This is a genomic window from Kineococcus sp. NBC_00420, assembly GCF_036021035.1.
GTDB lineage: Bacteria > Actinomycetota > Actinomycetes > Actinomycetales > Kineococcaceae > Kineococcus.
In genome coordinates, this window is sequence record NZ_CP107930.1 from 5,213,115 (window position 1) to 5,224,856 (window position 11,742).

Genomic DNA, 11,742 nt, shown 5'->3' on the forward strand with positions numbered 1-11,742 from the left:
TCCTGAGCCCCACAACACCGTGACCACCCGGTCGGCCCAGCGGTGACCGTCCCTCCTGGGGTCAGTCGAGTCCCCGGGCGGCCAGCGCCTCACCCAGCGCCTCCGCGTGCGCGACCGTGCGGACCAGCGTCGGCACGAGCAGCGCCCGCGGGTCGCCACCGAGTCCGCGGGCGGCCGCGGCCTCGCGCGACTCCGCGAGCAGGCGACCGACGACGGGGATGCTGGTGATCGTCAGGGTCAGCCCGAGCGCCAGCCGGTCGGGGTCCACCCCGAAGCGGCGCACTGGCGTGGCGGCCCGCACGACGGTGTCCAGCACCGCCGGGACGGGCGTCGTGGCGGTCACGACCGTCGCCGCCCACAGGCACGCGAGCAGACCCGCGACGGTGGCGACCGCGCGCAGCGGCCCCGCGCTCCACAGCTGCACCAGCGCCAGCGCCAGGAGCAGCACCCACACCCGGCGCACCGGCACGAGCAGCAGCCGCACCCGCAGCCCGCCACCGCGGGCGAGGACGACGACCAGCACGCCGAGACCGACCGGGACCGCGGCGGCGACCACGTCCGGGGCCACCAGCCGCACCACCCCGATCACCGTGCCCAGGACGAGCAAGACGGCCAGCTTGACCCCCGGAGCGGTCCGGTGCAGCCAGGAGTCACCCGGTTCCACCACCCCCAGCAGCAGCGGCGCCCCGAGCAGGCCGCGCCTCACCCGGCGGCCCGGCGGTAGGCGGCGACGACCTCGGCGGGACCCCCGTCGCCCCGCACCCGGCCGTCCTCGATCCACAGCACCCGGTCGGCGCGCCCGGCGAGGTCCAGGTCGTGGGTGGCGACGACGACCTGGGCGACGGGGGCCGGCGGGTCCCGCAGGACGTCGCCGACGCGACGGGCGGTGCGCAGGTCCAGCAGGGTCGTCGGCTCGTCGCAGAGCAGCACCCGCGGACCCGTCGCCAGCACGGAGGTCAACGCCAGCAGCTGTCGCTGCCCGCTGGAGGCCTCCCGCACCGACCGGTCGGCCAGGGCGCCCAGCCCTGCGGCGGCCAGCAGTTCCCGCGCCCGGGCGTCGTGGTGACGGCGGGGGACCTCCGTGCGGCGCAACGACAGGGCCACGTCCTCGACCGCCGTCGGCATGACGAGCTGTGCGTCGGGGTCGGTGAAGACGAAACCGACCCGCCGCCGCAGCGCCTTCAGCTCACGTTCGGGGTCGAGGCCGTCGACGGTGATCCGACCGTCGTTGGCCAGGACGAGACCGTCCAGCAGCCGCAGCAGCGTGGACTTCCCGGAACCGTTGGGCCCGATCAGCGCCGTCATCGGGCTGCTCGCCGGATCGATCTCGAGGTCGAGGTGGTGCAGCACGGTCCGTTCACCGGCCTCCACACGCACCCCCGCCAGGCGGATCACGGGACGTGCGACCTCAGCGGGCGCTCAGGCGGGGGAAGGCGCGGTGCACCGGGGCGGCGACGAGCACGGCGAGGACGACCTTGACGAGGTCGGCGGGCACGTAACCGAGGCAGAGCGCAGCGGCCTTCCCCCAGGTCAGGCCGCCGCCCCAGGCCATCCCGGGGATGCCGAAGGCGTAGACGACGAGCAGCCCGCCCACCACCGTCCCGGCGACCAGCCCGAGGACGGCGCGCCCGCGGCGCACCCCCGCGCGGGTGATCAGCCCGGTGACGAAGGCGGCGAAGGGGTAGGAGAGCAGGAACCCGGCGCTCGCGCCCGCGAACACACCGAGCCCGGCGCCCCCGTTGGCGAAGACCGGGACACCGGCCGCTCCGACCACGAGGTACAGCGCCGCGGCCGCCGCCCCGCGCCACGGGCCGAGCAGGGCACCGCAGAGCACGATCCCCAACGTCTGCAGCGTGATCGGGATGGCCAGCAGCCCGATCGGGATGCCCGGGGTGAGGGCCAGCGCGCACACCAGGGCGGCGAAGACGGCGACGAGGGCCAGGTCCCGGGAGGGTTCGGCGGGACGGCGCAGACCGGCGTCGGGGGCGGTCGCCGGGCGCCGGCGGGTGGGCGAGGTCACGGGCCGAAACCTAGCGGACGGTGCACCGGTACCGAGGGCCGTAGAATCGTCGTCGACCCCCGTCGTTCGAAACCCTTGAGAGCTGCCCTCGTGATCGTCGCGTCCGACATCGAACTGCGTGCAGGGGCCCGTCTCCTCATGGAGGGCGTGAACTTCCGTGTCGCCGCCGGCGACCGCATCGGACTGGTGGGCCGCAACGGCGCCGGGAAGACGACCCTGACCAAGGTCCTCGCCGGGGAGGGGCAGCCCGCCTCGGGCACCGTGACCCGCTCCGGGGAGATCGGGTACCTGCCCCAGGACCCGCGCGCCGGCGACCCCGAGATGCTGGCCCGCGACCGCATCCTGGCCGCCCGCGGCCTCGACGACGTCATCGCCAAGCTGCGCAAGGCCGAGGTCGACATGGCCAGCGAGGACGACAAGGTCCGCGACAAGGCCATGGACCGCTACACCAAGCTCGACGCCCGCTTCGTGGCCCTCGGCGGCTACACCGCCGAGAGCGAGGCCGCCCGGATCTGCGCGAACCTCAACCTGCCCGAGCGCATCCTCGAGCAGCAGCTGAAGACGCTCTCCGGGGGTCAGCGCCGCCGCGTCGAGCTCGCCCGCATCCTGTTCTCCGCCAGCGAGACGCTGCTGCTGGACGAGCCGACCAACCACCTCGACGCCGACTCCATCGCCTGGCTGCGCGACCACCTCAAGAACTACGCCGGTGGGCTCATCGTCATCAGCCACGACGTCGAACTGCTCGAGGTCGTCGTCAACCGGGTGTTCCACCTCGACGCCAACCGCGCCACCATCGACCTCTACAACGTCGGCTGGAAGAACTACCTCAAGCAGCGCGAGACCGACGAGAAGCGCCGCATCCGCGAACGCGCCAACGCCGAGAAGAAGGCCGGGACGCTGCTGCTGCAGGCCGCCAAGATGGGGGCCAAGGCGACGAAGGCCGTGGCGGCGCAGAACATGGCCAAGCGCGCCGAGCGGCTGCTGGGCAGCCTCGAGGAGGTCCGCGTCCAGGACAAGGTCGCCAAGCTGCGCTTCCCCAAGCCCGCCCCCTGCGGCAAGACCCCGCTGATGGCGGAGGGCCTGTCGAAGTCCTACGGCTCGCTGGAGATCTTCATGGGCGTCGACCTGGCCATCGACCGTGGCTCGCGCGTCGTCATCCTGGGGCTCAACGGCGCCGGGAAGACCACGCTGCTGCGGATGCTCGGTGGGGTCGAGCAGCCCGACACCGGTGAGATCATCGGCGGCCACGGCGTCAAGATCGGGTACTACGCCCAGGAGCACGAGACGCTCGACGTCAACCGTTCGGTGCTGGAGAACATGCGCTCGGCGTCCCCGGACCTCGACGACACCCGGGTCCGCACCGTCCTCGGCTCGTTCCTCTTCTCCGGAGACGACGTCGACAAGCCCGCCGGGGTGCTCTCCGGTGGGGAGAAGACGCGCCTCGCCCTGGCGACGCTCGTCGTCTCCAGCGCCAACGTGCTGCTGCTGGACGAACCGACGAACAACCTCGACCCCGCCTCGCGCGCCGAGATCCTCGACGCGCTGAAGCACTACGAGGGTGCCGTCGTGCTGGTCACCCACGACGAGGGCGCCGTCGAGGCGCTCGGCCCCGAGCGGGTGGTGCTGCTGCCCGACGGGGTGGAGGACCTGTGGAACGCGGGCTACCAGGAGCTCGTCTCGCTGGCCTGAGGTCGAGGTCGAGGTGGCTCGAGGAAGTCCCGCACCACGGCGGTGAACTCCTCGGTGCGCTCCACCCACGGGTGGTGGCCGGCGCCTTCCAGGAGGCGCAGTCCCGCGCGGGGCAGCAGCCCGGGATCCCGACCAGCTCGGCGACCGGAGCCAGGTGGTCCCAGCCTCCCGGGCCGCCGGGCACGATCACCACGGGCCGGGCGCCCGGACGGATGCGCGACGCCGTCCTCGACCGGGCGCCGTCGCGCAGCTGCACCGTCTCGATCACGTCCCTCCCCACGGGGGCCGTCAGCCCCAGCCGCAGTCGTGGAGGACCGTGGCCAGGGCCTGCATCGCCCTGCACGCCGCGTCGAGGGTGCGCTCGTCGACTCCCGTGAGCGGGTCCCGGTCCCGCCACCAGGAACGCATCTCGGCCTCTCCGAACTCGTGCGCCACGTCCCCCTTCGTCGCGTGCCGGCGCAGCGTCTCCTCGAAGGGGACCTCGTAGCGGTAGCAGCAACTCGTCCCGACGTGCTCGGCGACCAGGTGTACTACGCCCGCGCCGTTGCCGTGGATCTCCTCGTGGAGGATCCCCTCGACGACCACGTGGAGTCCGTGGTCCAGGGCGGAGCGCGCCGTGAGGTCCAGGAGCCCGACGGACAACGCGCCCGGCCGGTCCTCGACGTGCAGCACCTGACGCCGCAGGACGTCCTGACCCAGGACCGCGACGCCGCGGGGACGCGCCGCCCGGAGCGCGGCGGCCAGCGTCGACCCCTCGCTGCCGGAGTTCCCCCGGACCACGATCAGCCGGGTTTCCGAGGTCCCGCACCTCCCCGTCCGCGTCACCACGCCGGTCTGGCGGGTCGACCCTCCCAGGATGAAACGTTTGTGCAGGTCGGAGCGGTGGTCCGAAGATCACGTACGGAGCAGTGATCTCCCCGTTCGAGTGGCCGGAACCGCCGGTGGTGGTGACCATGGAGGGGGTCCTGGGGTCTGCGACGACGTTGAGGAGAGGTCGGGATGACCGAAACGATCAAGCGGGGAACCCGGTTGAGCGGTTCCGAACGGGAGCAGCTCGCCGGCGAGCTGTCGAAGGGTTACGCCGAAGGGAAGAGCATCCGCGCACTCGCCGAGGAGACAGGTCGTTCCTACGGTTTCGTGCACCGGTTGCTCAGCGAGAACGAGGTGACCCTGCGCAGTCGTGGCGGGGCCACCCGCGGCAAGGCCCGGCAGGGCTGAGAGGCCGCTGCCGAGCGGGGGCCGGCCGTTCACAGCGAGCGGTCGGTTCCTCCGTCCACGGTGAGCGACGCCCCCGTGATGTAGGACGCCGCGGGGGAGAGCAGGAACACCGCCGCGCGCGCGAACTCGTCGGGGAGTCCGGCCCGGCGCAGCGGGATGTCCTCCAGCACGTCGGGGGCCAGCTCGGCGGAATCCTCGAACTCCAACGGCGAACTGGCGTCGACGTGCCCGGCGAGCAGGTTGTTGATCCGCACCCCGCGCGGGCCGAGTTCGTCGGCCAGGGCCTTCGCGGCCATCGCCAGGCCCGGACGCAGCCCGTTCGCGACGCCGGCGTCCATGACGGGCGTGCGGACGGTGCTGGAGAGCAGCAGCACCATCGAGGCACCCTCCCCGGTCGCGGCCTTGCCGACCGAACGGGCCAGGCGCAGCGGGCCGAGCAGGCTCGACTCGAACGCCTCGCGCCACGCCCCGTCGGAGGCCTCCAGGACGGTGGAGGTGGGTGGAGCCCCGCAGGAGATGATCGCGCCGTCCAGGCGCCCGAACCGGGCGTGGGCCGCGGCGACGAGACGGGTCTCGGTGCCGGGGTCGGAGATGTCGCCCGGGACGGGCAGCAGACGGGACGGTTCGCCGATGCTGGGCATCACCGTGCGCAGTTCGTCCTCGTCTCCCGCGTGCAGCACGAGGAGTGCACCTTCGTCGGCGAGCACCCTGGCGCAGGAGAGCCCGAGCCCGGTGGACGCACCGGAGACGATGTACACGCGGTCACTCAGGCCCAGGTCCATGGGTCCATTGTTGCGCAGAGTGGCCGTTGGTACACACAGCATGATCGTTTGCCCCCGAACGGGCGAACCTCGGTGGGGTCCGCGGACACCCGGGATCTTCTAGAACCGCTGGTCAGCGGCGTCCAGTTCGGCGTCCTCCGCCTGCTCGTCCACCCCGGACCGCACCGTGCGCCGGGCCCCCCGGCGTGGCGCGGGAGCCGCCTCGACCGCCTCGACGGTCTCCTCGATCCGCTCACCCTCCGTGGTCTCCCCGGCCTCCCCGGCCTCCTCGGACTCGACGGTCTCGCCGGCCCGCAGGTCCAGCTCCCGCCGGCCCGCGACGACCCAGACGACCAGCGCCGTCAGGGCGAACCCGAACCACTGCACCGTGTAGGCCAGGTGCGGCCCCTCGTCGACGTCGGGCCGCAGCGCCGGAGCGGGGGCGGTGGCCGTGGACGGGTCCTCGGTGGCGAGCACGGCGTACCCGTCGAGCAGTCTCAGCCCCGGCACGGCCGCCGCCACCTGCGCACGTCCGATGGAGCCGACCTGGCCGGCCGGGACGGTCCCGCGCTTGGCCTCCTCCCACTGACGCAGGCGCGCCACGACGGTGACCTCGCCCTGCGCCGGGGTGGGCAGCGTGTCCGGGCGGTCGGTGTCGTCACCGGCCGCCAGCCACCCGCGGTCCACGACCAGGGCGGTGCCGTCACCGAGCACCAGCGGCACGAGCACCTCGTAGCCGGCGGTGTCGTCGCGCGGCCGGTTGCGCACCAGCAGGGTGTCGGCCACGTCGTAGGTACCGGTGACCCGCACCGGCGTCCACACGTCGGCCTTCGCCAGTTCGGAGCCCGCGGGCAGCACTCGGGTGACGTCGACGGGTCGCGCGTCGTAGTTCTGGACCAGGGGGGCGTTCGCGGCCAGGCGCTCCTCACGGCGGTGCCACTGCCAGCGACCCAGGAGGAGGCAGACGAACGCGATCAGGACGGCGACCGCCAGTCCACGCAGCCACCGTGGTTCCCGCAGCAGTCGCAGAACGCTCACGCCCGCAACTGTGCCACTTCGAGAACCTCGCGCAGGAAGCCCCTCGCCCCGAGGAACTCCGACAGGTGGTCACGGTGCTCGGCACAGGCCAGCCACGTCTTGCGGCGTTCGGGGGTGTGCAGGCTCGGGTTGTTCCACAGCAGGCCGAAGTCGGCGTGGTGGGTGCACCCCCGAGCGCTGCAGACGGGGTCCGAGGGTGGCTCGTGCATCGAGACCACGGTCGGGGGGGAGTAGCGCGGCGAGGCATCGCCATGAGTCGTACCGGGCTGTGCACCAGGTTCCACGTCAGCAGTCTCGCACCGAGCGACGTCCCGTCCAACCCTGTGTGAACGCCGGATGTCGCGTGTCCGGGCCGAGCGGTTCAGCGGGCGTCGTCCCGCGGGGAGCGCACGGACGTGATCGTGGCCTCGATCGCCGGCAGCTGCTCCGGGGGCCGCGGGGCCGGCGCGGTGATGTCGAAGGAGTCCGGGGCGGGCCCACGGGACTCTCGGCCGGCGTTCGCGAGCACCACGGCGATGTAGGGCAGCACGAGCGCACCACCGACGAAGACCCAGCGGATGGGGTGGTTGATGAACGCGAAGCACAGGAAGCAGACCGTGCGGATGATCATCGAGATGACGTACTTGCGGTACCGCACCCCCATGTCGTCGGTCTGGGACGTCGGGGCGGCGGTGATCTGGTAGCTCGGTTCCTGCTCCTGCACACGTTCACGCTATGCCTGCCCGACGACCCCCACCCGTCCAGTTCACAGCCGGATGCGTTATTTTCGCCCATCGTGTCGCAGCTCACTGCCCCCACCGGCGAACGAACTCCCCGCAGCGTCCTCGTGACCGGCGGGAACCGGGGGATCGGCCTCGCCGTCGCCCAGGCCTTCGCGGCCGCCGGGGACCGGGTGGCGATCACGTACCGCTCCGGGGAGCCGCCCGCAGGGTTGTTCGGGGTCCGCGCCGACGTGACCGATCCCGCCTCCCTCGACGCGGCCTTCGCCGCCGTGGAGGCCGAGCAGGGCGCCGTCGAGGTCCTGGTGGCCAACGCCGGCACCACCCGCGACCAGCTCCTGATGCGCATGAGCGACGAGGAGTTCGACTCCGTCCTCGACGCCAACCTCGCGGGGGCCTGGCGGGTGGCGCGCCGTGCGGTGCGCGGGATGGTGCGGGCCAAGAAGGGGCGCCTCATCTTCATGTCCAGCGTCGTGGGGCTCTACGGCTCCCCGGGCCAGACCAACTACGCGGCGTCCAAGTCCGGTCTCATCGGCCTGGCCCGCTCCATCGCCCGCGAGCTGGGCAGCCGCGGCATCACCGCCAACGTCATCGCCCCCGGGTTCATCGACACCGACATGACCCGTGCCCTGCCCGAGGCGACCGCCACCCAGTACAAGGGCAGCATCCCGGCGGGGCGCTTCGGTGACGTCGCCGAGATCGCGCAGGCCGCGTTGTTCCTCGCCGACGCCGGCTACGTCAACGGGGCCGTGCTGCCCGTCGACGGCGGCCTCGGGATGGGGCACTGAGGTGGCGGACCCGAAACCCTCCGGGGGCCGGCGCCTGGCCCTCTACGGCGTCGTGATGATCGTGGTCATCCTCGGGCTGGCCGGGCTCTCCACCTGGGCGCTCAACCGCGGCTGAGCGCCGCGTCCCCGGGACCGCTCCGTCCGGCCTGGTCGAGCAGGTCGGCCTCCTCGACGTCGTCGCGGGTGATGCCCAGCAGCGGCAGGACGGCGTCGAGGTAGGGGACGTTGAGGGCCGCGTCGGCCTGTTCGCGCACGACGGGTTTGGCGTTGAAGGCGATCCCCAGCCCGGCCGCGGCGAGCATGTCGAGGTCGTTCGCGCCGTCGCCGACGGCGACGGTGCGGTGCAGCGGGAGTCCCTCCGCGGCGGCGAAGTCGCGCAGGGCCACGGCCTTCGCCGCGCGGTCGACGACGGGTCCCGTGACCCGCCCGGTGAGCGTGCCGTGCACCACCTGCAGCCGGTTCGCCCGCACGTGGGCGATCCCGAGTTCCGCGGCGAGGGGGCCGACGACCTCCAGGAACCCCCCGGACACCAGGGCCAGGGTGAAGCCCAGCCGGTGCAGCGTCCGGCACAGGGTCCGCGCCCCCGGGGTGAGGACGACGGCCGCCCGGACGGCGTCGATGACCGAGACGTCGAGACCCTCCAGACAGGCCACGCGTTCGCGCAACGAGGCGGCGAAGTCGATCTCCCCGCGCATGGCGCGTTCGGTGACGGCCGCCACCTCGGCCTCGCGTCCGGCGTGCGCGGCGAGGAGTTCGATGACCTCCTGCTGGATGAGGGTCGAGTCGACGTCCATGACGACGAGGCGTCGACCCATCCGGGCCAGGCCGGCGGGGGAGACGGCCGCGTCGAGTCCGTGCCGGCCGGCCTCGACGGAGAGCGTGCGGCGCAGGGCGAGGAGTTCCTCGGGACCGCCGTGGGTGGAGACGTCGAGTTCCACGCTGGTCACCGGGTGGACCGACATCCGCCGGATCCGGTCGACGTTGGCGCCGGCCTCGGCCAGCACCGTGGTGATGCGCGCGATCGCGGCCGGCACCAACGGCGCTCCCAGCAGCGTCACGTGCAACCGTCGCGGCCGGGCCGTGACGAGCACTTCTTCCGGTGCGGCGCAGGTCACCTCGAGCCCCTGCAGGCCGGCGACGGTTCCGGGGGAGACGGCGAGGGCCACCGCCCCGGGAACCGGGTCGGTGACCAGCGCCGACAACGTCAGGATCCCGCCGACGACGACCTGCTCCACGTCCAGCACGTGGGCCGCCGTCCCGGCGAGGGCGGCGAACAGCGCCGACGTCACCCCGGGCCGGTCGGGTCCGGTGACGGTCACCAGCACCGTGGTCGGGGAGGGGGTGTCAGGCACGCCCGGAACCCTACCGGGCGTGCCCTGCGGTGACGGTCAGGCGTTCTTGCTGTCGCGCCAGGCGATGAGCTCGGCGAGGAAACCCATGTCGTAGTCGGGTCCACCGGTACCGAAGGTGAACAGCCGGCCGCCGGCGGCGTGCAGCGCCTCCGCCGCCTCGACCCCGTCCTTGGGCTCGACCCCGACGGAGCGCTCGATCTCCAGGGGGTCCCGGCCGATCTCGGCGCAGCGTTCGTCGAGGATCCCGCTCTTGCGGGTGAACGTCTCGACGTCGCCGAAGGAGTGCCAGATGTCGGCGTGCTTCGCGACGATGCGCAGCGTCTTCTGCTCCCCGCCGCCGCCGATGAGGACGGGAACCTTGCGGGTGGGCGCCGGGTTCAGCTTCGCCAGCCGGCTCTCGATGCGGGGCATGTCGTCACGGAGCTTGTTCAGCCTTCCGCCGGCGGTGCCGAACTCGTAGCCGTACTCGTCGTAGTCCTTCTCGAACCACCCGGACCCGATGCCCAGGATCAGGCGGCCCGATCCCGTGTCGTGGGCGGAGACGTGGTCGACGGTGCGGGCCATGTCGGCGAGCAGTTCGGGGTTGCGGTAGGAGTTGCAGGACACCAGCGCACCGATCTCGATGCGCGACGTCGCCTCCGCCCACGCGGCCAACATCGTCCAGGCCTCGAAGTGCAGGCCCTCGGGCTCGCCGTAGAGCGGGTAGAAGTGGTCCCAGTTGAAGGCGATGTCGGCGCCCATCTCCTCCGCCCGCGCCGCGGCGGCGCGGATCGCGGGGTACTGCGCGTGCTGGGGCTGGATCTGGATGCCGATGCGCACCGGGCGCGGATCTGCGGTCATGTGCTGACCCTAGGTCCCGCCCGGCGCTGCCACCAGGTCCGGGTTCAGGTCGGGATCGTCTGGCCCTTGCCGACGACCGTGATGCCCGAGTCGGTCACGTGGAAACCCCGGGCGCGGTCCTCGTCGGGGTCGACGCCGATCCGCGCGTCCTCGGGGATGGTGACGAACTTGTCGACGATGGCCCGCTGCACGACGGCGTGGCGCCCGACCTGCACCCCGTCCATGAGGACGGACTCGCTGACGTGGGCCCAGGAGTCGAGGCGCACGTTGGGCGAGACCACCGACTTCTCCACCAGCGCACCGGAGACGACGGTGCCCTGGGAGATGATGGAGTTCACCGCGTGGCCGTAGGTGCCCTGCCAGCCGTGGACGAACTTCGCCGGCGGGTAGTAGTCCTGCGCGGTGATGATGGGCCACTCGTAGTTGTAGAGGTTGAACACCGGCAGCACCGAGATGAGGTCCATCTGGGCCTCGAAGTAGGAGTCCATCGTTCCCACGTCGCGCCAGTAGGCGCGGTCGCGGTCGGTGGCCCCGGGGACCTCGTTGTCCTTGAAGTCGTAGACCGAGGCCTGCCCGCGCGAGACGAAGTCGGGGACGATGTCGCCGCCCATGTCGTGCTTGGAGCCCTCGTCCTCGGAGTCGCGGGTCACCGCGTCCACGAGCGCGTCGGCCGTGAAGACGTAGTTGCCCATCGAGGCCAGGACCTCGTGCGGGGAGTCCTCCAGACCCTGCGGGTCCTTCGGCTTCTCCAGGAACTCGGCGATCTTGTTCGAACCCGGTTCGGTCTGGATGACCCCGAACTGGTCGGCGAGGGAGATGGGCTGGCGGATCGCCGCGACGCTGCACGGCGAACCGGAGGCGATGTGCGCCTCGACCATCTGCGAGAAGTCCATCCGGTAGACGTGGTCGGCCCCGACCACGACCACGTAGTCGGGCCGCTCGTCCGAGACCAGGTTCAGCGACTGGTAGATCGCGTCGGCCGAACCCAGGTACCAGCGCTGCCCGACCCGCTGCTGTGCGGGCACGGAGGCGATGTAGGACCCGAAGAGGTTCGACATCCGCCAGCCCTGGGAGATGTGGCGGTCCAGGGAGTGGGACTTGTACTGCGTCAGGACGACGATCTTGCGGTACCCGGCGTTCACCAGGTTGGAGAGGGCGAAGTCGATGAGCCGGTACGTCCCCCCGAACGGAACGGCGGGTTTGGCCCGGTCGGCGGTGAGCGGCATGAGCCGCTTCCCCTCCCCGCCGGCGAGGACGATCGCGAGGACGTTCGGTGTGGCCACGAGGGGCACCATAGGCCCCGCTACGGTGGCGTGC

The 11,742-nt window shown here is 72.3% G+C and carries 14 protein-coding genes; 3 read left to right on the forward strand and 11 right to left on the reverse strand.

Annotated features, from left to right (window positions below):
* Positions 1 to 61 precede the first annotated feature (61 nt).
* From OG218_RS25440 to OG218_RS25450, 3 genes are read right to left on the reverse strand one after another with little or no spacing between them, the layout of a single operon-like run.
* Positions 62 to 706 (reverse strand): CbiQ family ECF transporter T component, encoded by a 645-nt coding sequence (locus OG218_RS25440; RefSeq protein WP_328296005.1) that lies wholly within the window; start codon positions 704 to 706, stop codon positions 62 to 64.
* Entirely contained in the window at positions 703 to 1,395 is a 693-nt protein-coding gene (locus OG218_RS25445) for an energy-coupling factor ABC transporter ATP-binding protein (RefSeq protein WP_328296006.1), read from the reverse strand. Before OG218_RS25445 ends, OG218_RS25440 begins: the two co-directional genes overlap by 4 nt.
* 13 nt (positions 1,396 to 1,408) lie before the next feature.
* On the reverse strand, positions 1,409 to 2,020 hold the full coding sequence (locus OG218_RS25450) for a biotin transporter BioY (RefSeq protein ID WP_328296007.1): 612 nt from the start codon (positions 2,018 to 2,020) through the stop codon (positions 1,409 to 1,411).
* Positions 2,021 to 2,110: 90 nt separating this feature from the next.
* On the opposite strand from OG218_RS25450, the gene OG218_RS25455 reads away from it, so the two are divergent.
* The gene (locus OG218_RS25455; RefSeq protein ID WP_328296008.1) at positions 2,111 to 3,709 is read left to right on the forward strand and encodes an ABC-F family ATP-binding cassette domain-containing protein; all 1,599 of its coding nucleotides are present in this window, start codon (positions 2,111 to 2,113) and stop codon (positions 3,707 to 3,709) included.
* Between the two features lie 288 nt (positions 3,710 to 3,997).
* Here OG218_RS25455 and OG218_RS25460 read toward each other — a convergent pair whose 3' ends face one another.
* Positions 3,998 to 4,534 (reverse strand): hypothetical protein, encoded by a 537-nt coding sequence (locus OG218_RS25460; protein ID WP_328296009.1) that lies wholly within the window; start codon positions 4,532 to 4,534, stop codon positions 3,998 to 4,000.
* 174 nt (positions 4,535 to 4,708) lie between these two features.
* Between OG218_RS25460 and OG218_RS25465 the strand changes: the two genes are divergently transcribed.
* Positions 4,709 to 4,927 carry a helix-turn-helix domain-containing protein gene (locus OG218_RS25465; protein ID WP_328296010.1) on the forward strand — a complete coding sequence of 73 codons (219 nt, stop codon included), beginning with the start codon at positions 4,709 to 4,711 and terminating at the stop codon, positions 4,925 to 4,927.
* A 29-nt stretch (positions 4,928 to 4,956) separates the two neighbouring features.
* Here the strand turns inward: OG218_RS25465 and OG218_RS25470 are convergent, their stop codons facing one another.
* The 4 genes from OG218_RS25470 to OG218_RS25485 form a co-directional block, all read right to left on the reverse strand.
* Entirely contained in the window at positions 4,957 to 5,709 is a 753-nt protein-coding gene (locus OG218_RS25470; protein WP_328296011.1) for an SDR family oxidoreductase, read from the reverse strand.
* A 99-nt stretch (positions 5,710 to 5,808) separates the two neighbouring features.
* Positions 5,809 to 6,726 (reverse strand): SURF1 family cytochrome oxidase biogenesis protein, encoded by a 918-nt coding sequence (locus tag OG218_RS25475; protein ID WP_328296012.1) that lies wholly within the window; start codon positions 6,724 to 6,726, stop codon positions 5,809 to 5,811.
* On the reverse strand, positions 6,723 to 6,935 hold the full coding sequence (locus OG218_RS25480) for a hypothetical protein (protein ID WP_328296013.1): 213 nt from the start codon (positions 6,933 to 6,935) through the stop codon (positions 6,723 to 6,725). The genes OG218_RS25475 and OG218_RS25480 overlap by 4 nt, the downstream gene beginning before the upstream one ends.
* A 152-nt stretch (positions 6,936 to 7,087) precedes the next feature.
* The gene (locus OG218_RS25485) at positions 7,088 to 7,429 is read right to left on the reverse strand and encodes a DUF3099 domain-containing protein (protein WP_328296014.1); all 342 of its coding nucleotides are present in this window, start codon (positions 7,427 to 7,429) and stop codon (positions 7,088 to 7,090) included.
* Positions 7,430 to 7,501: 72 nt separating this feature from the next.
* Between OG218_RS25485 and OG218_RS25490 the strand changes: the two genes are divergently transcribed.
* Complete coding sequence (locus tag OG218_RS25490; protein WP_328296015.1) at positions 7,502 to 8,233, forward strand: SDR family oxidoreductase; 732 nt, start codon at positions 7,502 to 7,504, stop codon at positions 8,231 to 8,233.
* 101 nt (positions 8,234 to 8,334) lie between these two features.
* On the opposite strand, the gene serB is transcribed toward OG218_RS25490, so the two are convergent.
* Genes serB through glgC form a run of 3 tightly spaced genes read right to left on the reverse strand, consistent with a single transcriptional unit; the run spans position 8,335 to position 11,708 of the window.
* On the reverse strand, positions 8,335 to 9,585 hold the full coding sequence (gene serB / locus OG218_RS25495) for a phosphoserine phosphatase SerB (RefSeq protein WP_328296016.1): 1,251 nt from the start codon (positions 9,583 to 9,585) through the stop codon (positions 8,335 to 8,337).
* A gap of 36 nt (positions 9,586 to 9,621) precedes the next feature.
* On the reverse strand, positions 9,622 to 10,425 hold the full coding sequence (locus OG218_RS25500; protein WP_328296017.1) for an LLM class F420-dependent oxidoreductase: 804 nt from the start codon (positions 10,423 to 10,425) through the stop codon (positions 9,622 to 9,624).
* A gap of 44 nt (positions 10,426 to 10,469) precedes the next feature.
* On the reverse strand, positions 10,470 to 11,708 hold the full coding sequence (gene glgC / locus OG218_RS25505) for a glucose-1-phosphate adenylyltransferase (RefSeq protein ID WP_328296018.1): 1,239 nt from the start codon (positions 11,706 to 11,708) through the stop codon (positions 10,470 to 10,472).
* Between the last annotated feature and the right edge of the window lie 34 nt (positions 11,709 to 11,742).